The sequence below is a fragment of the Pseudogemmobacter bohemicus genome (assembly GCF_003290025.1).
GTDB lineage: Bacteria > Pseudomonadota > Alphaproteobacteria > Rhodobacterales > Rhodobacteraceae > Pseudogemmobacter > Pseudogemmobacter bohemicus.
In genome coordinates this window covers 149,852-174,478 of record NZ_QNHG01000001.1, presented here as the reverse complement: position 1 = coordinate 174,478, position 24,627 = coordinate 149,852, and the positions used below count along the sequence as shown (strand labels likewise).

The 24,627-nt window shown below is 63.4% G+C and carries 19 protein-coding genes and 1 tRNA gene; 14 read left to right on the top strand and 6 right to left on the bottom strand.

The window, feature by feature from the left end; all coding sequences use genetic code 11:
- Positions 1–100 precede the first annotated feature (100 nt).
- The 4 genes from DRF71_RS00745 (at position 101) to DRF71_RS00730 (ending at position 4,555) form a co-directional block, all read left to right on the top strand.
- Entirely contained in the window at positions 101–1,414 is a 1,314-nt protein-coding gene (locus tag DRF71_RS00745; protein WP_112308736.1) for a homoserine dehydrogenase, read from the top strand.
- Positions 1,415–1,514: 100 nt separating this feature from the next.
- The gene (gene glpX, locus DRF71_RS00740) at positions 1,515–2,480 is read left to right on the top strand and encodes a class II fructose-bisphosphatase (protein WP_112308735.1); all 966 of its coding nucleotides are present in this window, start codon (positions 1,515–1,517) and stop codon (positions 2,478–2,480) included.
- Positions 2,481–2,664: 184 nt separating this feature from the next.
- The gene (gene recJ / locus DRF71_RS00735) at positions 2,665–4,413 is read left to right on the top strand and encodes a single-stranded-DNA-specific exonuclease RecJ (RefSeq protein WP_112308734.1); all 1,749 of its coding nucleotides are present in this window, start codon (positions 2,665–2,667) and stop codon (positions 4,411–4,413) included.
- Positions 4,414–4,480: 67 nt separating this feature from the next.
- Positions 4,481–4,555: transfer RNA gene (locus tag DRF71_RS00730), tRNA-Glu, on the top strand.
- A 371-nt stretch (positions 4,556–4,926) separates the two neighbouring features.
- Here the strand turns inward: DRF71_RS00730 and DRF71_RS00725 are convergent.
- The 4 genes from DRF71_RS00725 to DRF71_RS00710 all read right to left on the bottom strand — a co-directional run bounded on the left by DRF71_RS00725 (position 4,927) and on the right by DRF71_RS00710 (position 9,167).
- Complete coding sequence (locus tag DRF71_RS00725) at positions 4,927–5,766, bottom strand: PepSY-associated TM helix domain-containing protein (RefSeq protein WP_112308733.1); 840 nt, start codon at positions 5,764–5,766, stop codon at positions 4,927–4,929.
- A 10-nt stretch (positions 5,767–5,776) separates the two neighbouring features.
- The gene (locus DRF71_RS00720) at positions 5,777–6,319 is read right to left on the bottom strand and encodes a DUF2271 domain-containing protein (RefSeq protein WP_157970848.1); all 543 of its coding nucleotides are present in this window, start codon (positions 6,317–6,319) and stop codon (positions 5,777–5,779) included.
- 87 nt (positions 6,320–6,406) lie between these two features.
- On the bottom strand, positions 6,407–7,021 hold the full coding sequence (locus DRF71_RS00715) for an EF-hand domain-containing protein (protein WP_157970847.1): 615 nt from the start codon (positions 7,019–7,021) through the stop codon (positions 6,407–6,409).
- Positions 7,022–7,115: 94 nt separating this feature from the next.
- The gene (locus tag DRF71_RS00710; RefSeq protein WP_112308730.1) at positions 7,116–9,167 is read right to left on the bottom strand and encodes a TonB-dependent receptor domain-containing protein; all 2,052 of its coding nucleotides are present in this window, start codon (positions 9,165–9,167) and stop codon (positions 7,116–7,118) included.
- A gap of 428 nt (positions 9,168–9,595) precedes the next feature.
- Here DRF71_RS00710 and DRF71_RS00705 point away from each other — a divergent pair, with 428 nt between their 5' ends.
- On the top strand, positions 9,596–11,023 hold the full coding sequence (locus tag DRF71_RS00705; protein WP_112308729.1) for a DUF4394 domain-containing protein: 1,428 nt from the start codon (positions 9,596–9,598) through the stop codon (positions 11,021–11,023).
- 107 nt (positions 11,024–11,130) lie between these two features.
- On the opposite strand, the gene DRF71_RS00700 is transcribed toward DRF71_RS00705, so the two are convergent.
- Together DRF71_RS00700 and DRF71_RS00695 are read right to left on the bottom strand one after the other, a co-directional pair.
- Entirely contained in the window at positions 11,131–12,789 is a 1,659-nt protein-coding gene (locus DRF71_RS00700; protein ID WP_112308728.1) for an alpha/beta hydrolase, read from the bottom strand.
- Between the two features lie 93 nt (positions 12,790–12,882).
- Positions 12,883–13,749, bottom strand: coding sequence for a MurR/RpiR family transcriptional regulator (locus DRF71_RS00695; protein ID WP_232831234.1), 867 nt, complete (start codon positions 13,747–13,749; stop codon positions 12,883–12,885).
- A 248-nt stretch (positions 13,750–13,997) separates the two neighbouring features.
- Between DRF71_RS00695 and DRF71_RS00690 the strand changes: the two genes are divergently transcribed.
- From DRF71_RS00690 to DRF71_RS00650, 9 genes are all read left to right on the top strand, one after another.
- The gene (locus tag DRF71_RS00690; protein ID WP_112308726.1) at positions 13,998–14,504 is read left to right on the top strand and encodes a TRAP transporter small permease subunit; all 507 of its coding nucleotides are present in this window, start codon (positions 13,998–14,000) and stop codon (positions 14,502–14,504) included.
- Positions 14,504–15,850 (top strand): TRAP transporter large permease, encoded by a 1,347-nt coding sequence (locus tag DRF71_RS00685; protein ID WP_112308725.1) that lies wholly within the window; start codon positions 14,504–14,506, stop codon positions 15,848–15,850. Before DRF71_RS00690 ends, DRF71_RS00685 begins: the two co-directional genes overlap by 1 nt.
- A 25-nt stretch (positions 15,851–15,875) precedes the next feature.
- Positions 15,876–16,919, top strand: coding sequence for a TRAP transporter substrate-binding protein (locus DRF71_RS00680; protein WP_112308724.1), 1,044 nt, complete (start codon positions 15,876–15,878; stop codon positions 16,917–16,919).
- 204 nt (positions 16,920–17,123) lie between these two features.
- A complete protein-coding gene (locus DRF71_RS00675) occupies positions 17,124–18,491 on the top strand; it encodes a glutamine synthetase family protein (protein ID WP_112308723.1) in 1,368 nt (455 codons plus the stop codon).
- 68 nt (positions 18,492–18,559) lie between these two features.
- The gene (locus DRF71_RS00670) at positions 18,560–19,942 is read left to right on the top strand and encodes an aldehyde dehydrogenase family protein (RefSeq protein WP_112308722.1); all 1,383 of its coding nucleotides are present in this window, start codon (positions 18,560–18,562) and stop codon (positions 19,940–19,942) included.
- A gap of 1 nt (position 19,943) precedes the next feature.
- Positions 19,944–21,110: an iron-containing alcohol dehydrogenase gene (locus tag DRF71_RS00665; RefSeq protein WP_112308721.1), complete on the top strand. Its 1,167-nt coding sequence runs from the start codon at positions 19,944–19,946 to the stop codon at positions 21,108–21,110.
- Positions 21,111–21,180: 70 nt separating this feature from the next.
- A complete protein-coding gene (locus tag DRF71_RS00660) occupies positions 21,181–22,431 on the top strand; it encodes an NAD(P)/FAD-dependent oxidoreductase (protein WP_112308720.1) in 1,251 nt (416 codons plus the stop codon).
- Between the two features lie 77 nt (positions 22,432–22,508).
- On the top strand, positions 22,509–23,864 hold the full coding sequence (locus DRF71_RS00655) for a phospholipase D-like domain-containing protein (protein ID WP_112308719.1): 1,356 nt from the start codon (positions 22,509–22,511) through the stop codon (positions 23,862–23,864).
- A complete protein-coding gene (locus DRF71_RS00650; protein WP_112308718.1) occupies positions 23,861–24,559 on the top strand; it encodes an endonuclease/exonuclease/phosphatase family protein in 699 nt (232 codons plus the stop codon). Before DRF71_RS00655 ends, DRF71_RS00650 begins: the two co-directional genes overlap by 4 nt.
- Positions 24,560–24,627: the final 68 nt, after the last annotated feature.

The following is a 24,627-nucleotide window of genomic DNA, read 5'->3' as shown; positions in this document are numbered from 1 at the left end:
ACACCGCCGCGACTGCGGCGCGGGGGGCCAATGCGCCGCCGTTGCACCCGGCAGGCCCATCGGCTAACACCCGAGGCGCAACATCAATATGAGGCCTCCCATGTCGCGCACGCCGTCTGCAACCGGACCCCTTCGCCTTGGGATTGCCGGCCTCGGCACTGTCGGCATCGGGGTGGTGAAAATCATCCAGCGTGAGGCCGCGCTGCTGGCCGCCCGTTCGGGCCGCCCGGTTGCGATCACCGCCGTTTCGGCCCGCGATCCAAAGAAGAACCGCGATGCCGATCTTTCCGGCTATGCCTGGGAAACCGACCCGGTGGCTCTGGCGAAGCGTGATGATGTCGATGTTTTCGTCGAGGTGATGGGCGGCCATGAAGGCGCCGCGAAAGACGCGACCGAGGCGGCGCTGGCCGCCGGAAAACATGTGGTGACCGCCAATAAGGCGCTGCTTGCCCATCACGGCCAGGACCTTGCGGAACTGGCCGAGAAAACCGGCGCCGCACTCCGGTTCGAGGCGGCGGTGGCCGGCGGTATTCCGGTGATCAAGGCCCTGACCGAGGGCCTTGCCGGCAACCGCATCAAACGCGTCATGGGCGTGATGAACGGCACCTGCAACTATATCCTGACCCGGATGCAATCGGCCGGCCTGCCCTATGAAACCGTCTTCGAAGAGGCCCGCCAGCTGGGATATCTCGAAGCCGATCCGAACCTCGATGTCGGCGGGATCGACGCAGGCCACAAGCTCTCACTGCTCGCCGCCATCGCCTTCGGAACCCGTGTCAGCTTTGACAAGGTCGAGCTGGAGGGGATCGGCAATGTCTCGATCGACGATATCAACCTGGCCGATGATATGGGCTATCATATCAAACTGCTGGGTGTGGCGCAGATGACCGGGCGCGGGCTGGAGCAGCGGATGACCCCCTGCCTTGTGCCGGCCGAAAGCCCGCTCGGCCAGCTCCAGGGAGGCACCAATATGGTGGTGCTGGAAGGCGATGCGGTCGGCCAGATCGTGATGCGCGGGGCCGGGGCCGGCGAAGGCCCGACTGCAAGCGCGGTGATGGGCGATGTGATCGACATCGCGCGCGGCTATAGCCGCCCGGTTTTCGGCATCCCTGCCACCGAGCTGGCAGAGCCGGCTGCGGCCCGCTCGGCCACGCCTGCACCCTATTACCTGCGGATGCGGCTTCAGGACAAACCCGGCGCGCTGGCAAAGGTTGCGACCTGCTTAGGCGATTCCGGGATCTCTATCGACCAGATGCGCCAGATCAATCAACCCGATGCCGATGACGGCGATGCCATCGTGCTGATCGTCACCCATAAGGCGGCGCCCGCCGATGTGGCCCATGCGCTGTCACAATTCGCGGCAACCGGGGTTCTGGTGGAACAACCCGTCGCGATCCGCATCGAGGAAGTGTGAATCCGTGCTGTCCGCCTGCTTTAGCGCTACCGCGCTTGCGGCAGGCGGCGGTGGCGGCTAAGCCTCGGACAAACTCCACGCCATCAGGGATATCCGCAAAATGGCCGATCAGGCTCAGTTCCAGGACCGCATGCTCTCGCTGGGCCTCGCCCGCGTCTCCGAGGCCGCCGCTTTGGCTTCGGCCTATCTGATCGGGCGCGGCGATGAAAAAGCCGCCGACCAGGCCGCCGTCAATGCGATGCGCGATCAGCTGAACACGCTGGATATCAAGGGCGTGGTGGTGATCGGCGAGGGGGAGCGCGACGAGGCGCCGATGCTCTTCATCGGCGAAGAGGTCGGCACCGGCAATGGGCCAGAGGTCGATATCGCGCTTGACCCGCTGGAAGGCACCACGCTGACCGCGAAGGACATGCCGAACGCGCTGACCGTGATAGCAATGGCGCCGCGCGGCACGCTTTTGCACGCGCCTGACGTCTATATGGAAAAGCTGGCGGTCGGCCCCGGCTACCGCCCCGGCGTGGTGACGATGGATATGACCCCGTCCGAGCGGATCTCGGCGCTGGCCGCCTCGAAAGGCGTCTCGACCGAAGACATCACCGCCTGCGTGCTGGAACGCCCCCGCCATGAAGCCCTGATCGAAGAGATCCGCTCGACCGGCGCGTCGATCCGGCTGATCACCGATGGCGATGTGGCTGGCGTGATGCATTGCGCGGAACCCGAGGTGACCGGCATCGACATCTATATGGGATCGGGTGGTGCGCCGGAGGGCGTGCTGGCGGCCGCCGCGCTGAAATGCATGGGCGGCCAGTTCTTCGGCAAGCTGCTGTTTCGCAACGAGGATGAAAAATCCCGCGCCCGCAAGGCCGGCATCACCAATTTCGACCGCGTCTATACCCGCGACGACCTCGTGCGCTCGGATGTGATCTTTGCCGCGACCGGGGTGACCAATGGCTCACTCCTGACCGGTATCAAGCGCGAGCCGGGCTGGGTGACCACGGAGACGATCCTGATGCGGTCGAAAACCGGCTCGGTGCGGCGCATGACTTATCGCAGCCCGCTGCGCTAAACCGTAAAAGCGGGGGGCCAGCCCCCCCTCTCCCTGCGGGAGAGTCCCCCCGGGATATTTAGAGACAGATGAATGCCGCTTTCATCTGTCCTTAAATATCCCCGCCGGAGGCTTCCCCGCCTGGCCAGAGGCGGCCGGCCCAATTCACCTTGCACCCTGCGCCATTTTCGGCGAGCCATGCCTCATGTCACAAGAGCAAGCATTTCTGGGTGTCGCGGCCTCGCTGAGCGGGCGCCGCTGGGTGGGGCCGGATGAGGCGCAGGAGCGTCTGGCCGAGGCGATGGGTCAGCAGACCCGCCTGCCCTTGCCGCTTTGCCGTATCCTGACCGCCCGGGGCATCGCTGCCGATGAGGCACAGGCCTTCCTGAACCCGCAGCTGCGCGACCTGCTGCCCGACCCGCGCCGCCTGAAGGATATGGAAAAAGCGGCAAGGCGTTTCCTCACCGCGCTGGAGCAGCGCGAGAGAATCGCGGTTTTTGCCGATTACGATGTCGATGGCGGCGCCTCGGCGGCCTTACTGCTGACCTGGCTGCGCGAGATGGGGCATCAGGCGACGCTCTACATCCCCGACCGTATCGACGAGGGTTACGGCCCCAATATCCCCGCCATGCAGGCGCTCGCCCGGGATCACACGCTGATCCTTTGTGTCGATTGCGGTACGCTCAGCCATGAGCCCGTCGCGGCGGCGGCACCCGCCGATGTGGTGATCCTCGACCATCACCTGGGCGGTGAAACGCTACCCGGGGCGCTGGCCGTGGTGAACCCGAACCGCCAGGACGAGGATGGCAGTCTGGCCCATCTCTGCGCGGCCGCGGTAGTGTTCCTGATGCTGGTCGAAGCCGGGCGCCAGCTGCGCGAGGCCGGGCGCAAGGGGCCGGAGTTACTGACCTATCTCGACCTGGTGGCGCTGGCGACAGTGGCGGACGTGGCCCCCCTCACCGGGGTCAACCGCGCCTTCGTGCGCCAGGGGCTCCGGGTGATGGCGCGGCGCGAGCGGGCAGGCCTTCGGGCGCTGGCCGATATTGCCCGCATGGACCAGGCGCCGACCGCCTATGCGCTCGGCTTTCTGCTGGGGCCGAGGATCAATGCTGGCGGCCGCATCGGCGAGGCGGATCTCGGCGCGCGCCTGCTGGCAACCGCCAGCGAAGCCGAGGCCCAGGCGCTGGCCCTGCGCCTGGATGGGCTGAACACCGAGCGCCGCGAGATCACCGACCGGGTGCGCGAAGAGGCTCTGGCCCAGGCCGAGGCGCGCGGCACTGATGGACCGCTGGTATGGGCGGCCGGGGATGGCTGGCATCCCGGCGTGGTCGGGATCGTAGCGGCGCGGCTGAAAGAGGCGACCGGCCGGCCGGCGGTGGTAATCGGCTTTGAGGGTGACCATGGGAAAGGATCAGCCCGTTCGGTGGCCGGGGTGGATCTGGGAGCCTCGGTTCACAGGATCGCCGGCGAGGGCCTGCTTGAGAAAGGCGGAGGTCATAAGATGGCTGCCGGTCTCAGCCTGACCCGGTCGATGCTGGAGCCTGCCATGGCGCGGCTTGGCGAATTGCTGGCGCGGCAGGGGGCGGGCGGGTCCGGCCCGGAAGCGCTGCGGATCGACAGTATCGTGCTGCCCGAAGCCGCAAGCGTCGGATTCGTCGAGCAGATCGCCCAGGCCGGACCTTTTGGCGCTTCCGCCCCCGCGCCGCGCTTTGTGATTCCCTCGGTCGCGGTCCAGGGACGCCGGATCGGGGCCTCGCATCTGAAACTTACCCTCCGCAGCCAGGCGCAGGGGCCGGAAATCATGGCATTCGGCGCCTTTGACGGCCCGCTTGGCGCACCGCTGGAGAATAGCGGCCACCGGCTTTTCCACCTGGCCGGGCGGCTGGAGATCAACAGCTGGGGCGGAAAATCAAGGGTACAGCTGCGCCTCGATGATGCCGCCGCGGCGGATTGAGAATTTTGTTATTTTCCCTCTTGCGCATCCTTTTGCCGCCCATTAGACACCGCTTCACAGAAAGCGTGGCCCGTTCGTCTATCGGTTAGGACGTCAGGTTTTCAACCTGAAAAGAGGGGTTCGACTCCCCTACGGGCTGCCACTTCTGCAAAATAAGCCATATATTTCAGTCACTTACGATAGACTTGATAAATGGCCCACAAATGAACCCACAAATCGTTTTTCTCAGGCTGTTGTTCGATTCCCTGTATGATGCGGGAGTTCTGAGCATTTGGGAAGATCCGGCTGACGCCGGAGATGACAGCGTTCCTGCGCCCTCTGAGGCGCTGGGGCGACTGCCGCTAGCACAGCGCGTGAGGCACAAAACACAGAGGGGCCGCAGCGCCCCCTCAGACGTTGCGGCCCCTGATTGAGACGCGGCCTCACCGCAGCGCCTCGATACTGTTTCGCTCGATCTGGCCCGAGGCCGATGCGGCCCGAGGCATATACGCCCCCAGCCCGGCGGGAGCCGGGTTAGTCGTTCGAGCGGCTGGCCCGCCGTCCAGCCCGGTCCGCATCTGCCAGAATCTGTTTTTGTGACTTGCGGAAAGAATCCGCGTTCGGTGTGTTCACGGTCATGTTGATATTGTTCTGGATCTGCTTGCCCGGCTGATAGCCGCCCCCGTCCGTAGTTCCGCCGATCCCGCCGCCCGAGTTCAGTTGCTGCACCTGCGCGCGGCTCAGAACATGCTCACCCGTTTGCAAGATTGCCGGGACCTCGCCCTGTTTCAGGACCGGACCGCCGCTGTGGTAATAGTCTGCACCATTGAACAGCGAGGCCGGAACCGCGCGGTTGAAGATGATGCAGGCCACCGCCAGCAGGTCGATGAACCAGGCCCAGACCGGCCCGGCATTGCGGCCTTTATGCAGATCGTTGAGCCAGGCGAGCCAGCCGCCATCGCTCACGCTCCAGGTCACATCGCCGCTGGCCCGGTCGATGGCCATCCAGGCATCGCCGCCGGGGCGCGGCATAGCGATATAGACCTCGTCGGGCGTGGTCTCGGTCGGGCGGCCGGTCAGGCTGACCCGGAACTCCTCCGCCGCCCAGCCGGCAATGGCCGCCGGGACCGGCGCATCGGTCTCTTCGGGCATCGCGGCGATCTCTGCCCTCAGATCTGCCGGCAGCATGGCTGTCAGCTCGACCGTCTCGGGACGCGAGGCAAAGAGCCCGGCATTGTTCAGCGTCAGGCCGGTCACCGCGAACAGGAACATCCCGGCAAGGCTGATCGCAGCCGAGACCCAGTGCCACAGACGGAACTGACGCAGCCAGAAGCTGCGCCCTCTAGTCTCCGTCATCGGATTATTGCCGGCCATGCGGCCCTCCTCAGGGTTTCACCGTCACCCTGAGCCGGGTGATCTCGCGTTCTCCCAGGGCCTCGGCACTGTTCTCTGCGGCCCCCCAGCTGAAGGGCGCACGCAGTGTCTCGCGGCCACCATCCTCACGCGAGACCTCGACCGCGAGGACATAATGCCCCGCCGTCAGCCCGGTCAGGGCGGCATTGGCGGGCGAGACCGCGACCTTATGCGTCCCCGGCCCCCGGGTCGGGCCGCTGAGACCGTCGGCCGGCAGATCGAGCTTTTCGCCCTCGGCCCGCCACCAGCTGCGCAGATCGCGCAGAAAACCGCGGCCAAGATTGTCGCGCAGCCTGGTGTCATACCAGACGGCGACGGTGCCACGGATATCCTTGCTGCCCGGCTCTTCGATCCAGGCGGCGAGATAGGGGCGATAGGCCGGGCTGGCCTCGGGCTGGGGCAGCGTCACCTCGAATTCCAGCCCACCCGCCAAAGCCGGGCCGGCGACCAGCGCAAGCGTTGCGGCCAGGGTCGCGGCGGCCCCGGAGGCCGGACGGTTCGTTTCTTCAGTCATCATCACCACCAGGCGCGGGAAGCAGCGGAAAAACCTGTGGCGGGTGGGAAGCCGGTCACCCGCCACAGGCCGAAGAACGGGCAGCGATCAGTTCGCCGCACCATCCTTTTTCTCGTCCTTCTTTTCGCCGGTATTGGCGTTTTTGGCATTGCCGTCATCCTCGCGCACCGGCTTCGGATCGGCGGCGGTCACGAAACCATCGCCATCGGTGTCATTGCGGGCAAAGGTCTTGCGGGCGGATTCGAGATCCTCTTCCAGCGACAGGAAGCCGTCGCGGTCACGGTCCAGCAGCGCGAACCGCACGCCAGCCTGTTTCAGGCTGCCATCAAAGCGCTCTCCGCTGGCCTCGCGGCCCTGTTCGGCATATTGCACCCGCAGCCGGCCCTCGAATTCGGCGATATATTCGGCCTCGCTGTAGCGGCCATCGCCATCCTTATCGGCGCCCTGAAGGCGTTCGGTCCTCACCGCGATCAGCTCATCCAGCGAGACCTTGCCATCGCCATCCCTGTCGTAAGAGGCAATAAAGGCCGGCTGACTGTGGCCGCCGGCAGGGCCGGGCTTTGGCGCGGCATCGCCGGGATTGTCGGTCCTGGTGGCGGTCTCGGCCGGTTTGGTCTCTTCGCTTTGCGCGAAGGCGCCGCCGGAAAGCGCGGCAATCAGCGCGAGGCTGAGGCTCAGGGTGGTTTTGCTGCGGTCGGCCATGGGGGGACTCCGTTCCTCTGGCTGTGGTCTGGCCGGGATTCCGGCAAGAAAAGAACGGGCCGGCCATCCCGAGACAGCCGGTCCGGAGAGATGATCAGAACGTCTTGTAAATGCCGAACTTGATGTTCCGGCCCGGCGCATCGCGGGTTGCCAGCCGCGGACGGAAATCGCGGTCAAACAGGTTCTCGATGCCGACTCGCAGCTCGGCGCCCGCCAGGATTCCCTGTTCCGGACGGTAAGTTGCACGCAGGTTATGCACGCCGAAGCCCGATATGGGGCATGGGGTGGGGGGGGTGGCGGTGCAGGTCATCGAGTTGTCGGCATAGCGCTTCGCCGCGACCATTTCCCAGCTCAGATCAAGTTCGCGGTCCCAGCGTTTGCCGACCACGAGACGCAGCGCATCCGCCGGGGTCTCGCTATAGCGGCCAAGCCAGCGGTCATCGCTGTAAAGCTGGGAATCGCCGTCGGTGATATTCGCACCGATTTCGCCGTAAAGCCCGTTGCCAAGGCTATAGGCCGCCTCAAGCTCAACGCCCCTGACCTCAATCGCCTTAATGGAGGCAAGCGAGGTCACCGACCAGTTATCGGTGGTGTAGAAGTTGGCTTTCAGGCTGAGCGCGTCCCCGCTTGCGAAGACATCAGCACCGGAATAGGAGGCGCCGATTTCCCAGGTCCGGGCCTTTTCGGGCATCTCCATATAGTTGTAGCGTTTGGTGCCGTTGAGCTTGTTCTGCGCGTCGAAATCGTCCGAAATCGGCAGTGCCACAGTGTAGGCGCCGCTGGCAAAGACAGCGAGCCCGTTCTGGAACTCGTAGCGCGCCGCCAGACCGCCCATAAGCTCATCATGGTCATATTCGCCGGCAAAGGCCGCTGTTGAACCGACATATTTGATATTCTGGGTCTCGTAACGCAGCGCCGGGGTCACGGTGAGCCCATTGCCGAAATCCATCTTGTCGATCACAAAGACCGCCACACGATTGTCACGGCCACCCGGCGACGAGGGCGCATCAAGACGGTCACGGCGGCTGAATTCGATGCCGGTGCGCAGCTCATGCGCGACCGATCCGGTGTTGAAGATCGCGGTATTCTTCACCGTCAGCTTGGTGGTCTCGGTGCGCAGACGGGCATCGTTAAACCCAAAGCTTGGCGTCAGCGCCCTGTTGTCCATCTCGAGATCCGCATAGCTGAGGATCACCTTCAGGTCGATCAGGTCATTATCGTCCGGGTTCCAGCCATAGGTCAGCGCGACGGTGCGGGAATGGTTGTCGGAATCCACCCGACCAAAGCTGCTGCCGCTGCTCAGACGGTCATAGGGCACGTCCCGCTCAGAGCTCTGGGTATCAGCCAGCGACAGGCGCAGATATTGCGAACGGTCGCCGCCGAACGTGTATTTGGCGGCCAGCGCGTAGGACGGATCCTTGAAGCCGGTATCGACAAACCGGTTGCCATCACCGTCTTCCTGATCGTCCTGCTTGTGCCAGACGTAATTGAACATAAGTTCAAAGTTCTCGGTGGGCTGCCATGCAATGATCGAAGACGAGCTGATGGCGTCGCCATTGGTGCCGAAGTTCAGCCCCTGGCGGAATTTCCAGCCAATCTCGCCGCCGGTGAAATCCGAGGCATCCTTGGTCTCCAGCTGGACGATGCCGCCCACAACGCCTGAGCCAAATTCAAAGCTGCCAATGGTGCCGCGGATCACCGAGACACTGCGGAACAGCTCGGGATCGGTGAAAAGCTGGGTGCCGATCCGGTAGACCTCGTCACCGCCCTGGGTCGCGCCGTCGATGGTGACCATCACCTTCTGGTTGGCGCCATAGGCCGTGCTGGCACCGAAGCCGCGGATATTGATACCGCCGCCCAGCGGTGTGGAACCATTGATCAGCGTGACACCCGGCACCGAGGAGATCAGCTCCGCGATGGTCGAGGCCTGGCGGTCATCCATCTCTTCCTGGTCGATGGTGGTGACCGCAACGCCGGTATCGGTCGCAACGTCGCGTTTGGTGTCAAGAATGATCGTGCCGAGATTTTCGGTCTGTTCGACCCCCTGGGCAAAGCCTGCCACAGGGGTCAGCACGGGGGCCAGCACGGGGAAAAGAAGTGCGCAACTGCTCAACAGAGCAGCGCGCAACGGATTGCGTCCAGTCATTACCGCCTCGCTTCGGTCAGAATTTGGGGATTGCGCTAGCGAAGGGGGTAGCTGGCGGATGTGCCGGTTTCTGTCCTGACGCCTGGCGGGTGAGTCTGCCGGCTGATCATGGGCACGGGCTCACCACTGCTTAATCCTGGTGTTATTGTCAAGATTAGCGTTAACCTCTGTCTCCCGGTGTCTGTCGGCACTGTGACACGCGGGTAACAGTGGATCCCGGTGGCGGCTCCGCCCCGCCAGGCGTAAGAGCCAGGTCTGCCGCGCCAGGGCCATGCGGCAGTATTTCAGCGGTCATTGTGGCTTGACATTCCCCCCTGGCTCGCAGTCTCTCGCGCAGAGTATTCCGGTCCCCCGCCCCATCGGCCAATGCGCCGCCCCTGCCAGGTTTCCTCCGGTTCCCCTCGGTCAATCTGAACAGGAGTCATGTGATGGGTTTCCCTTTTCTGACATATGGTTATCGCAAATCCCTCTGCGGCCTTGCCCTTGCTGCCACCGTGCTGCCAGGCACGGTTTTCGCCGAAAGCAGCTTCCCTGCTCCGGTTGAATTCGAGGGCCGGTTCCGCGTTGTCCCCTCTGAGCCGGGCAAGCCCGTGCTGCCTGGCAGCAGCGTCACCATCCAGGGATCAGGGCTGAAACCGGGGCAGAGCCTTGTGTTGCAGCGCGGCACTTCGGTGCTGGGCACCGAAGCGCTGACCGCCGATGACAAGGGCGAGCTCAGCTTCACCTTCACCCTGCCCGAAAACGCCGCAACCGGCCTGCATCCGGTGATCGCCATCATGGACCAACCCTCCTCCACCACGCTTTTCGATGTGAAAGTGTCCAAAGACGTGCCGCTTTCGGGATCAGATGCCTTCAGCGTCACATCGGTGAAATCGGCGCCGGGTCTTTACCAGTCGGCCTATAGCGCCAAATCGGGGGCGCTGTTCGTCGCCGCCTCGAATTTCCGCCCGCCAAGTGCCGCGCTGCTGAAGCTGAACCCGGAAACGCTGGCAGTGGTCACCGAAGTCTCGCCGCCGCCGCTGCCCGAGGATCAGCGCCGCGCCCCGGCCGAGGGCCAGCCCGATACCGGCCCGCAGCCCGTGGGCGTGTTCGGCCTGGCCGTCGATGACGAAAAGGGCACCATCTGGACCACCAATACCTTTGACAATTCGGTGGCGGTCTATTCCCAGGACGATCTGTCGCTGATCAAACAATTCCCGCCCGGCGAGGTCTATCACGCCCGCGACGTCAAGGTGGACGCAAAGCGTGGCCGTGCCTATGCCTCGGCCTCGGCCACCAATGGCGTGCATGTCTTCGATACCGAAACGCTGGAAAAGGTTGCGGTGATCGAGATCACTTCGGGCATTCGCGGCGGGGAATTCTCGCTGATGAGCATCGCGCTTGATCCCGAGGGCAACCGCCTCTTTGCGGTCAGCCGCAAATCGAATGAACTGGCGGTGATCGACCTGACCAGCAATAGCGTGGCCCAGGTCCTGCCGCTGCCGGGCGCGAAAAATGCCTCCGGCGTCGATTTCGACCCGGTGACCGGCACCGTCTATGTCGCCTCGCAGGACAGCGACAATCTGCTGATCCTCGACCTCGCAACCGGCACGGTGAAGCATGATGTCACCACCGGCGCCGGCGCGCTGAATGTGGTCTTCGATCCGGTGCAAAGGCTCGCCTATGTGTCGAATCGCGGCGCGGGCACGGTGACGGTGGTGACGCCCGAGGGCGAGATCGTCGCCAATCTCGATGGCGGCAGCTATCCGAACCATGTCGCGACGGATGGCAAAGGCAATATCTTCGCCGTCAACAAATCGCTGGGCGCCGAGGATCCGGCCGCCGACCATATCGCGCTGATCCGCAAGGCCAACTGAGGCAGGCAAACTGACCGAGGCCAAGTGATCCCAGCCAGGTGATCCAGCCTCAGATCCCGGAAACCGCAGCCCCTCCCGGCTGCGGTTTTTTTTCACGGCCGGCCCGCCTAAAGACCCTGCTGCGCGAAAATCGCCTCCAGCCGCGCGTCAAGCGCCGGGTCGGGCGCCGCATCCAGCACTTCGCTCCAGGCCCTCAGATAATCGCGCGCCGCATAGACATGGCCATGGCCCGGCGGCGTGGTCGTCGCGGTCATCATGTCGAACCCCAACTGCAGGAAGGTCACCACCGGCCACCATCTGAGGCTCGGGCTGACATCGGGCCCGCGCGAGCCCTGCAGCCAGGCCGGCGCCCGCCACAGCGTGCCCGTCGAGAAGAACACGATCGGATCGGAAGGGTATTCCAGGAACACCATCCGCATCACCCCCCAGGGCGCGTAATCGTGGCTCTGCTGCTCTTGCGTCATCACCCGAATGGCCGAGCCGTCGCGGTAGCGCGGCGCCCAGGCCGGGCTGTCGGGCGCGCGGCTGGTCAGCAATTGTTGCCAGCCGCGCATGGCAAAGGGTGGCCCGGCCCAGAGCGCGCCCTGCGGCGGATCCGACAAGAGATCCTGCCAGGAGATCGGCAATTCCCCGTTCCGCGCCCCAAGCGAGAGGCCGAAAAGGTAAAGCCGGGGGCGGCTGTCTTCCGGCAGGTCGCGCCAATGGCCGTAAATCTCGCGAAACACCGCCACCGCGCTTTCGGCGCCATATTCCGGCTGCAATATCAGAGACATCCAGCTGGGAAGGTAGGAATATTGCGCCGCCACCACAGCAACATCGCCGCCGGTCAGATAGTCCAGCGGCTGCATGCCCGCAGGGTCCATCCAGCCGGTGCCGGTCGGGGTGGCGATCACCAGCACCCGGCGTTCAAAGGCGCCTACCCTGAGCGCCTCTTCCAGCGCAAGCCGCGCCCGCGCATCGGTATCCGGCGCCGAGTTCAGCCCGACATAGATGCGCAGCGGCTCCTTTGCCGGGCGGCCGGTCGCGGCGGTGATCGCCGCCGCATCGGGCACCGAAAGAACCCAGTCGCGCCCGGCAGCTCCCAGCCCCTCCCACCCCATCAGCGAGTCGGCAGAGCCGGATTTGAGCGCATCCGCCGGTGGGGCCTTATCCGGCGGGATCAGCTTATCGAGTGCGGCATAAGTGTCATCCAGCGCCCCCAGCACACGCCCCAGCACCACATCATTCCCAAGCCCCCAGAAGATCATCAGCGCGAGACCGATCCCGATCAGCCTGGCCAGCCGACGCGGAATGAACGCCTCCAGCTGCGCCGCAATCGCCCGCCAGAGCCGCCGGAACAGCCGGCCCAGAAAGATCAGCATGAATGCCAGGGCCGCCGCGACGGCAAGGATGGTAAAGGGTCGCGCGGTCTCGACCGGGGGAATGCCCATCGCGGCATGGATGTCGTTTTGCCATCGGGTGACATTCCACAAGGCCCAGAGCACCACCGGCAGCGCCACCAGCAGCGCCAGCCCCAGCTTGATCCGCAGGATACGCGGCGCGGCCGGCGCCGCCTCGAACACCCAGTTGCGCAGCCCCATCAGCGTATAGCCGGCCAGATAGCCGATGGAGAAACACAGGCCCCCAAGCGCACCCTGCACCAAAGCCGCGCGCGGGATCAGCGAGGGCGACAGCGACAGCGCGAAAAACAGCGCTCCAAGCGCCAGGCCCGCCGCCGAAGGCCGGCCGAAAAGCGATGTGTCCTTTACCCTGCGCCAGCGAAACATCCGCAATTCTCCCGCGATCCGACCGGCAGTTTCGCCACCCCCGCCCCGAGGTCAAGGCGTCCGCACCGCCGCCTCAGCGCCCGTCAGCGCCCCTCAACGCCCTTGTGCCATCTTGGGCGCGCGGAAAACACGGGTGCGGGCAAAGCAATCCTCCAGCCGGTTCAGCCGGTCCTGCACCTGATCGGGCATATGGGACTGGATCTGCGCCAGCAGCGCCTCGACCACCATCAAAAGCACCGCCGTCGAATCCCAGGCCGAGGGCATCTCGATATGGCAGGGCAGCACATGGCGCGCATGGCCCGCCGCCGGCGAGAGCCAGCGATCGGTGATCAGCACCACCTCGGCCCCCTGGGCGCTTGCGAATTCGGCGAATTGCACCGCATTGGCCTCGTATCGGCGGATGTCAAAAATCACCACCACATCACCCGGCCGCAGATCCAGCAGCGCCTGCTGCCAGTCGGTCAGGTGATCGGCGATCCAGGTCACATCGGGGCGGATGACGCGCAAAAGCGTCGCCATGTAATCGGCCAGCGCATGGGTCAGGCGGCCCCCCATCACCACCACACGCCGCGTCATATCCGCCATCAGCGCGGCGGAACCGTTGAAATCTGCGGCCGGAATCAGGCTGAGCGTCGCGCCGATATTGGTCACGACCTGGGCCGCGAAGCCTTGCAGCGGGTGGCCCCGCCCCTCTCCGGACCCGCCCGGGGTGCCAAGCGGGGCAACCAGCAGCTCCTCGACCTCGATGCGCAAGGCGGCCTGATAGTCCGACCAGCCGCGAAAGCCGAGTTTCTGCACCAGCCGCACGATGGTGGGCGAAGATACATCCGCCGCCCGCGCCAGCGTGGTGATCGAGCCAAGCGCCGACATCGGGAAATGCGACAGGATATGAGTGGCAACCTGGCGCTCGGCCCGGGTGAGATCGTTCAGCGAGGCGCGCATGCGGCTCTCGATGGTCACGCCCTGCTCCATAGCCCCCCCTTTTTCCGGCACCGGTCGGAACAGGGTTGCAGAAAAGATTGTAACAGGAAACAGCAATCTGAAATAATCTTGACAGCCGCCCCGCCAGAGGGTGACGCTTGGGAAAAATCAGGGAGCCGACTCGACCATGTCCTTTTCAGGATCTCCAGCCCGCCGGCAGCGCCGGACGGGTGGGCTTTGTCAGACGGGTGCCTGCGCGTCCAATTCCTGCGGCAGGGCCTGAACAGATGCCCCGTTCCCTGATCCTGTTTGTGCAGATCATCGAGAAGATCAACGTCCTCGTCGGCCGTTTCGCGATGTATCTGATCTTCGCCCTGGCCGGCGTGCTGCTTTACTCGGTGATCGCCAAGGCCTTCTTCCGCCCCGCGCTCTGGACCCAGGAAATGGCCCAGTTCACCATGGTCGGCTATTTCGTCCTTGGCGGCGCCTATTCGCTGATCCTTGGCGCCAATGTGCGGATGGACCTGCTTTACGGCCGCTGGAGCGTGAAGACCCAGGCCGCAGTCGATTGCGTGACGGTATTTTGCATGATCTTCTTCCTTGCCGTCGTGCTGTGGGGCGGCATTGAAAGCACGATCTACGCCTTTGAATTCGGCGAACGCTCGCGCACCGTCTGGCGGCCCTATATGGCGCCGATCAAGATCGTGATCTGTGTCGGCGTCTTCCTGATGCTCTTACAAAGCCTCGCCTTTCTCATCCGCGACATCGCGACTTTGCGCGGAGTGAAAATCTGATGCCCTATGAATATATCGCCATCGTGATGTTCATGGGCATGATGGCCATGCTGATGAGCGGACAGCGGGTCTTTGCCGGGATCGGCTTTGTCGCCGTGGTCGCGACCATCGCGCTTTGGGGGGATCGGGGGGGCTATGACATCGCCTTCACCACCACCATCAAGCTGATGAACTGGTATCCGATGCTGACGCTGCCGATGTTCGTCTGGATGGGCTATGTTATGTCCGAGGCGCGGCTGGCCGATGACCTCTACAAGATGTTCCATGTCTGGTTCGGGCCGATCCCGGGCGGGCTGGCGATTGGCACGATCCTGTTGATGGTGCTGATTTCGGCGATGAACGGGCTGTCGGTCGCGGGTCTGGCCATTGGCGCGACCATCGCGCTGCCGGAACTGCTGAAGCGCGGCTATGACAAGCGGATGGTGACAGGGATCATCCAGGGCGGGTCTTCGCTGGGGATCCTGGTGCCGCCCTCGATCGTGCTGGTGCTCTATTCGATGATCGCGCGCCAGCCGGTCGGGCAGATCTGGCTTGCAGGGGTCTTCCCCGGCCTGCTGATGGCCGGTTTCTTCCTGCTTTATGTGGTGATCCGCTGCGGCATCAACCCAAAGCTCGGCCCGCCACTCTCGCAGGAAGAGCGCAATTCCATCACCTGGGCCGAAAAAATCCGGCTCCTGCGCGCCGGGATTCTGCCGGTTGTGATCTTTGCCTCGATGATGGGCCCCTTCGTGATGGGCTATGTCAGCCTGGTCGAATCCTCGGTAGTTGGCGCGTTGATTGCCACCCTGGTGGCCTTGTTCAAAGGCCGCATCACGAAAAAAGTCTGGGAGAATTGCCTCGTCAACACGCTTGGCGTGACCTGCATGTTCATGTGGATCCTGCTGGCGGCAATGGCCTTCGGCGCGGTCTTCGACGGGCTGGGTGCGGTCAAGGCGATTGAGGCCTTCTTCCTCGAAGATCTCGGCCTCGGCCCCTGGGGCATCGTGATCCTGATGCAGGTCTCGTTCCTGATCATGGGCATGTTCCTTGATGATACCGCCATGCTGGTGATCGTGGCGCCCCTTTATATCCCGCTGGTGGCCAAGCTGGATCTGGGCATGCCGCCGCAGGATGTGCTGATCTGGTACGGTATCCTTTACACCATCACCTGCCAGGTGGCCTATATCACGCCGCCTTTCGGCTATAACCTGTTCCTGATGCGCGCCATGGCGCCGGATCACGTTTCTCTCTCGGATATTTACCGCTCCATCGTGCCGATTGTCGGCATCATGATCCTGACGCTTGCGGTGATCATGGTCTTCCCGGAAATCGCGCTCTGGTTGCCACATCAGGTTTATGGACAATAATCAGAACCCACCAACGGAGGTAAAGATGACGACGAACAGACGGAAATTCCTGACCAGCGGGGCGGTTGCCGCCGGTGCAGCCGCCCTCGCCGCCCCTGCCGTTCGCGCGCAGGCCGCGCCGATCAAATGGCGTATGCAGACCTATGCCGGTGCAGCGCTTGGTGAACATGTCTGCAAACCCGCAATCGACAAATTCAACCAGATCGCTGCAGGCCAGATGGAGATCGAGCTCTATTACGCCGATCAGCTGGTTCCGACATCGGAACTGTTCCGTGCTATGCAATCGGGCACCATCGATGCCGTGCAATCGGATGACGATTCCATGCAATCACCGACCGAAGTGACGGTGTTCGGTGGCTATTTCCCCTTTGCCTCGCGCTATTCGCTCGATGTGCCGGTTCTGTTCAACCAATATGGGCTGAAGCAGATCTGGGAAGAGGAATATGCGAAAGTCGGCGTGAAGCATATTTCGGCCGGTTCCTGGGACCCCTGCCATTTCGCAACCAAAGACCCGATCAATTCACTGAAGGATCTGGAAGGCAAGCGCGTCTTCACCTTCCCGACCGCCGGTCGCTTCCTCGCCCAATTCGGCGTGGTGCCGATGCAGCTGCCGTGGGAAGATATCCAGGTGGCATTGCAAACCGGTGAGCTGGACGGCATCGCCTGGTCCGGGATTACCGAGGATTACACCGTCGGCTGGGCTGATGTGACCAAATACTTCCTCACCAACAATATCTCCGGCGCCTGGATCGGCCATTTCTTCGCCAATGCAGACCGCTGGAATGAAGTGCCCGATCACCTGAAAACGCTGATGGAGGTTTGCTTTGAGCAATCGCATTACTACCGTCAATGGTGGTATTGGGGCGGCGAGGCCGATCTGCGCGTCAATGGCCCGAAACTTCAGCTGACCTCCATCCCGGATGCGGAATGGGATACCGTCGAGGCCAAAGCCCGCGAATTCTGGGACGAAATCGCAGCCGAATCCGAGACCAAGGCGAAGGTCGTCGAAATCTTTAAAAAATACAACGATGTGATGGCCAAAGCCGGCCGTCCCTATCGCTACGGCTGATCTGAGCGGGGCAGTGGCGGCTCATTCCGCCCTGCCCCCATTTTATTTCGGGCAGGTGAAATCCCTGCGAGGGAGGGGAAACAGGACGTGGCTGTGATGCGAATTGCTCAGGATTGCTGGCCCAGAAAGCCGGAATTCGGCGGTGGCGGTTTCTGACCGAACCACGCATCCAATTCATGTTCCTTCTGATAAAGTGAGGCCAATATGCCCGCCAATCTGACGCTCGAAACCCTGAAAGCCGCCTTTGAAGCCGGAGAGATCGACACCGTTCTGGTCGTCGCCCCCGATATGCAGGGCCGCTTGATGGGAAAACGGTTCCATGCCGGATTCTTTCTCGACAGTGGCCATACTGAAACGCATTGCTGCAATTACCTGCTGGCGCTCGACATGGAAATGAATACCGTGCCGGGTTATAAATCAGCCGGCTGGTCGCAAGGCTATGGCGATTATGTGATGAAGCCCGATCTGGCAACGCTGCGCCGCCTGCCCTGGCTGCCGGGCACTGCAATGGTGATGTGTGATCTTCTGGACCATCACACGCATGAAGAGATCACCATTTCTCCGCGCGCTATTCTGAAAAAGCAGGTCAACCGCGCCCGTGCCATGGGTTTTGAACCCATGATGGCAACCGAACTGGAATTCTATCTGTTCGAGAACAGCTATGAAAACCTGCGCGATGACGGCTTTGGCAATCTCCGCCCGATTTCCGCCTATAACGAAGATTATCACATCTTCCAGACCTCGAAAGAAGAGCCGGTCATGCGCAAATTGCGCAATGATCTTTACGCGGCGGGTATTCCGGTCGAGAATACCAAGGGCGAGGCCGACAGCGGCCAGGGCGAGGTGAATTACCGCTATTCCGATGCCATGGATACCGCCGACAATCACACGATCATCAAACAGGCGGTGAAAGAGATTGCCTGGTCCATGGGTAAATCCGTTACGTTCATGGCGAAATATCAGACGGATAAAGCCGGCTCCGCTGCGCATGTTCACCAATCGCTCTGGACCCTGGATGGCAAGCCCGCCTTTTTCGACAAGGACGGCGATCACAGCATGTCGCAGACCATGAAACATTTCATCGCCGGCCAATTGGAAGCCGCCGAGGAAATGACCGTATTTTTTGCCCCCTATGTGAACAGCTATAAGCGCTTTTGCGTCGGGCTTTTTGCGCCGACCAAAATCGTCTGGTCGGGTGACAATCGCACCGCCGGCTTCCGCGTCTGCGGCGAGGGCACCAAAGCGGTCCGCGTCGAATGCCGCATCCCCGGCTCGGATGTGAACCCCTATCTCGCCTGCGCTGCGCTGCTCGCCGCCGGCCTCGACGGCATCGAACGCAAGCTGGAACTCGAGCCCGAGATGAAGGGCGACCTCTATGCGGCTGCTGGCGTTCGTGAGATCCCGAAAAACCTCCGTGACGCGGCGGCGAAATTGAAATCTTCGGCAATACTGCGCCGGGCCTTGGGCGATGACGTGATCGACCATTACCACCATGCCGCCCAGTGGGAGATCGCCGAGACGGATCGCGTGGTTACAGATTTCGAACTGAAACGGCTGCTTGAACGCGCCTGAACCGCTGAAAACTTGCACAATTCAGACAAAGGGGGGCGCGGCTCCCCTTCCCTCTCCACAGGTGAAACATGAAACCGATCCAACTGATCTCGCCGGTTGACGGCTCGATTTATGTCGAGCGTGCGCCGCTGGACCTTGTCAGCGCAGAAACCGCTGTCGCTCGCGCCCGGGCGGCGCAACCCGCCTGGGCCGCGCGCCCTCTTTCCGAGCGCATCGCGCTGGTAAAGGCCGGTGTCGCGAAGCTAACCGAGCAGAAAGACGCCATCGTGCCCGAGCTGGCTGCCCAAATGGGGCGCCCGGTTAAGTACGGCGCCGGCGAATTCGGCGGCGTCAATGCCCGCGCTGATTACATGGCCTCTATTGCCGAAGAGTCGCTGACCCCAAAAGTCATTGAAGACAGTGATAAATTCCGCCGTTATCTCACGCGCGAAGCCCTTGGTGTGATCTTTGTCATCGCTCCCTGGAACTATCCTTTCCTCACCGCGATCAACACGATCATTCCCGGCCTGATCGCCGGAAATACCATCGTTCTGAAACATGCCAGCCAGACCCTCGTGGCGGGAGAGCGCCTGGCCGAGGCCTTCCACGCGGCCGGAATTCCGGCCGATGTCTTCCAGAACGTCGTGCTGGATCATGCGGTAACCGAAAAGCTGATCGGTGATCGCAGGTTCGATTTTGTCAATTTCACCGGTTCGGTAAATGGCGGCAGGGCCATTGAGCGCGCGGCGGCCGGCACCTTCACGCCGCTTGGGCTGGAGCTGGGTGGCAAAGATCCGGGCTATGTCCGCGCGGACGCGAATGTCGATGCCGCCGTCGATACGCTGATGGATGGCGCGATGTTCAATTCCGGACAATGCTGCTGCGGGATCGAGCGGATCTATGTCCACGAGTCGCTCTATGATTCCTTTGTAGAAAAAGCGGTTACCTGGGTGAACGGGCTGAAACTCGGCAACCCGAATGACCAGACCACCACGCTTGGTCCGATGGCCAATGTCCGATTTGCGAAAGTGGTGCGCGATCAGATCGCCGATGCCATTGCGAAAGGGGCTAAACCGCTGATCGACGCAGGCAACTTCCCGGCCGATGATGGCGGCGCCTATCTCGCGCCACAGATCCTTGTCGATGTCGACCATTCCATGTCGGTTATGACCGAGGAAAGCTTTGGCCCGGTTGTTGGAATTATGAAAGTTTCCTCGGATGAGGAGGCTTTGCGGCTGATGAATGACAGCCCTTACGGCCTGACCGCCTCGATCTGGACCGAGGATTACGACACCGCCGCAGACCTGGGCAATCAGGTCGAAACCGGCACCGTTTTTATGAACCGCGCCGATTATCTCGACCCGGCCCTGTGCTGGACCGGCTGCAAGGATACCGGTCGCGGCGGCTCGCTCTCTTATCTGGGCTACCATTCGGTAACCCGCCCGAAATCCTATCATCTCAAGAAGGTGTGACATGAGCGTCGATAAACAAGGCGTCCCCGACCGCAACTGGTCTTACCCGACCGCGATCAAATTCGGCGTCGGCCGCATTGCCGAACTGGCTGATCACGCCAAATCCGTGGGCATGAAAAAGCCGCTGCTGGTAACCGACAAGGCGCTGGCATCGCTGCCGATCACCGCCCAGGCGCTGGATGTGCTGGAGGCGGCGGGCCTTGGTCGCGCCGTATTCTCCGAGGTTGACCCGAACCCGAATGACAAGAACATGGCCGAGGGGATTGCCGTCTACAAGGCCGGCAACCATGACGGCGTGATCCTGTTCGGCGGCGGCTCGGCACTGGATCTGGGCAAGATGATCGCATTGATGGCGCATCAGCGCGCTGATCTTTCCGTCTGGGATCTGGAGGATATCGACGACTGGTTCACCCGCGCCGATGCCGACAAAATCGCACCGATGGTGGCGGTTCCGACCACTGCCGGCACGGGGTCCGAGGTCGGGCGCGCGGGCGTGTTGACCAATCTCGCGACCCATAAGAAGAAGATCATCTTCCATCCGAAGTTGCTGCCGGCGGTCACCATCTGCGACCCCGCGCTGACCGTTGGCATGCCGAAATTCATCACCGCCGGCACCGGAATGGATGCGCTGGCGCATTGCCTTGAGGCTTATTCCTCGCCCTTCTACCACCCGATGAGCCAGGGCATCGCGCTGGAAGGCCTGCGGCTGGTCAGGGAAAACCTCGTCACCGTTTATAACGAGCCGGGTAATCTGATGGCACGCGGCCATATGATGTCGGCGGCAGCGATGGGGGCGGTGGCCTTCCAGAAGGGGCTCGGCGCGATCCATTCGCTGTCGCATCCGGTCGGCGCGGTTTACGGCACCCATCACGGCACCACCAATGCCGTCGTGATGCCGATGGTGCTGGATTTCAACCGCCCGGTGATCGAGGACCGCATCAATGCCGCAAGCGCCTATCTGGGGCTGAAGGGTTTTGACGGCTTCCGCGCCTGGATCATGGAGCTGCGCGAACAGCTCTCGATCCCGGCCAGTCTGACCGCCATGGGTGTCGAGGCCTCCCGCCTTGACGAGCTGACCGAAATGGCGCTGGAAGACCCCTCCTGCGGCGGCAATCCGACGCTGATGACGCGTGAGAATACCCGCGCGCTTTATCAGGCGTGTATGTAAGATAATGTAAACTAAACCCCTCGGTCCCGCCATTGCGGGGCCGATATTTGTTCGAAAAGTGCAAGCAAGCATGGGGCGTCACAGCACCGACATCGCCATAATCGGAGCCGGAGTGATCGGGTTGACCATCGCCCTGCGGCTGATCGCTGAGGGTCGCGAGGTCACGCTGATCGAGCCGGATGAGCCGGGAATGGGGGCCTCTTACGGCAATGCCGGCACCGTGGCGGATTACGCGGTGGCGCCCGTCGGCACTCCGGATGTGCTGAAAAACCTGCCCTCGCTGCTCTTTGATCGCAATTCGCCGCTGGCGATCCGGCATTCGGCGCTGCTCTCGCTGTCTCCCTGGCTGTTGAAGTTCGCGAGACAAAGCCTGCCGGGCCCCGCCACGCGCAATGCGGCGGCGATTGCCGGCTTGCTCGCCGGGGCGAACCCACTTTGGAAGACGCTTGCCACCGAGGCCGGTGCCAGCGACCTGATCCAGCCGCGCGGTTGCCTTTATATCTATCGCGATGAAAAGCAGCTTCAGGCCGCAAGCGCCGAGATGGAGAGCCGCCGCGCGCTTGGCGTCCAGGTCGAGATGTTGACCGGTGGGCAGCTGGCGGGGCTGGAACCCGGCCTCCCCTTCCATGCCGGCGCCGCCTTCTTCCCCCAGGCGATCTTCCTCTCGGATCCCGGCCAGATGATGCAGCGCCTGGCCGCCGCTGCGACCCGCAGCGCAAAGCTGATCCGGGGCCGCATCGACCGGCTCACCCGCGAGATCACCGGCGTTACCCTCCAGGGGCACGATACAGGCGGCGGCCTGCTGCAGATCAATGCCCGCCGCGTAGTGATCGCTGCCGGGGCGCATTCGCGCGCGCTGGCGGCCCAGGCCGGCGACCGCATCCCGCTGGAGACCGAGCGCGGCTACCATGTCGAATGGGACATGCCCCAGCCGCCACTGACCCGCCCCTCCTGCGTCACCGGGCGCGGCTTTTACCTCTGCCCGATGCAGGGGCGCCTCAGGGTCGCGGGCACGGTCGAACTGGGCGGCCTGAAACTGCCCCCCTCGCCCCACCGCATCGCGAAACTGGTCGCGGGCGCGCGCAGCGTCTTCCCCGACCTGCCCGAGCCCTCGCGCAGCTGGATGGGGTTCCGCCCCTCGATCCCCGATTCCGTGCCGGTGATCGGCCCGTCAAAAGGCGGTGCCGAGGTGCTGCTGGCCTTTGGCCACGGCCATATCGGGCTGACACTGGCGCCAAAGACCGCCGCGCTGATCGCCGATCTGGTCCAGGGCCGCACGCCCGGCGCGGAAATCGCCCCCGCCCTGCCGTCACGCTTCTGAAAGGGGCGCCTCTGAACGGGCGGCTTTCCCTTGCCCGATCCTGCCGCTAGCATGGGCCTGGTCCCGACAGCGCAGCCATGTATTACCTGTTCGAACATTTCCTTGTCGTGCTTGGCGTCCTCGCGGTTGCGAGCGCGATGGTGCTGGCGCTGCAACCGCGCCGCACGCCGCAAAGTTCGGCCGCCTGGATCCTCTTCATCATCATGGTCCCCTATGTGGCGGTGCCGGTCTTCCTGGTCCTTGGGTTTCGCAAATCGGGCCGCAGCTTTCCGGCAATCCGGTTCTCGCCGCATCCGGCACTGCCCGAGACCGAGCCGCCACCGCTTGCGCATATTTTCGACAGTCTCGGCGCGCCGCCGGCGGTGGGGGGCAACCGGATCCATCTGCATGAGACGCCCGCAGATGCCCGGGCGGGTCTCGATGAGGTGATCGCCGGCGCGCGCGACCGGCTTGATATCCTGCTTTATGTTCTGGCGCGGGATGAAAGCGGGCTGCGGTTCCTTGATCAGCTGAAACGCAAGCTGCATGAAGGGGTTAAGGTGCGGCTTTCGGTCGATTGGCTGGGCAGTCATACCCGCCCGCGCCGCGCGCTGAGGGCCTTTGTCGAGGCCGGCGGCGAGTTGCGCTATTTCTCGCCGCTGGATCACCTGACCGATACCGCCCATCTCAACCTGCGCAATCACCGCAAGATGGTGATCGCAGATTGCGCCCGCGTCTGGGCCGGCGGGCGCAATGTCGGCGATGACTACCTCGCCTCACCACCCGGCAAATGGGTCGATCTGAGCTTTACCGCCGAGGGCCCGGTGATCGACAGTTTCAACGCGGTTTTCGCATCGGACTGGGAGGTCGCGGGCGACCCGCTGCCCGAGCCGGTGCCGCCTCCGGTCGCGCCTGCGGGCGAGGCGCTGTTGCAGCTGGTCCCCGCCGGACCGGATGAGCCGCAGGATGTGCTGCATGACGGCCTGGTCGCGGCAATTTACCGGGCGAAAAAGCGGGTCTGGATCGCCACGCCCTATTTCGTGCCCACCGATCCCCTGGCCCAGGCGCTGGCCACGGCCGCACGCAGCGGCGTCGATGTCCGCATCCTGCTGCCGCTGAAATCCAACCAATGGACCACCGACCTCGCGCGCGGACCCTATATCCGGGCGCTGGCGCGCACCGGGGTCGGCTTTCACTTCTTCCGCCCCGGCATGATGCATGCAAAAGCCGGCCTGATTGACGAGGCCTGCTGGATCGGATCGGCCAATTTCGACGTGCGCTCGATGCTTCTGAACTTCGAGCTGGCGGTGATGGCCTGGGACCCTGCCACAACCACCGCAATCAGCCGCTGGTTTGACCGGCTGCTGCCCGATTGCGACACTTCCCTGCCCAGACCGGGCTTCTTCCGGCGCCTGATCGAAGGCGTCTTCCGTCTCGGAGCCCCCATATTGTGAGCGACACCTCTCTGCGCATCGCCAGCTATAATATCCGCAAAGCGCTTGGCACCGACCGCAAACGCGATCCGGCGCGGGTTTTGCGGGTGATTGCCGGCCTTGGTGCCGATGTGGTGGCCTTGCAGGAGGCCGATCTGCGCCTAGGCCAGCGCCGCCCGGTCTTTGACGGGGCCGAGGTCTTCCGCCGCACAGGGCTGCATCCTGTGCGTTTCGACCATGGCCGCGACAGTCTCGGCTGGCACGGCAATGCGCTGCTGGTTTCCCCGGGATTTCAGGTGATCTCGCGCAGCCATCACGACCTGCCGGGGCTGGAGCCACGCGGCCTGGTTTCCGCCCTGCTGGAGCGGAGGGGCCAGCGGCTGCGCGTGGTCGGCGCGCATCTGGGGCTCTTGCGCCATTCACGCCGCCAGCAGCTTTCGGCGCTTTTGGAGATGCTGCCGGAAGAGCCGGACACCGCCATGCTGATCGCCGGCGATTTCAACGAACGCTCGTTGCAGGTGGGGCTCGGGCGGCTGTCGAAACGGTTCCGCATTCTCTCGGGCGGGCCGACCTGGCATTCGCGCCACCCGGTCTTTGCGCTGGACCGTATCGCGATTTCCGACCGTTTCACCGATGCAGAAGCCAGCGTGTTCCGCAACCAGGAAGCCAGCCGCGCCTCGGATCACCTGCCGCTGGTGGCCGATCTGCGGCTGTAGCCGCAGCGACGAACCCTGGCTTTTCTCGCCCCCGGCAGACTGTATATCATTGATATCCGGAGTTCTTA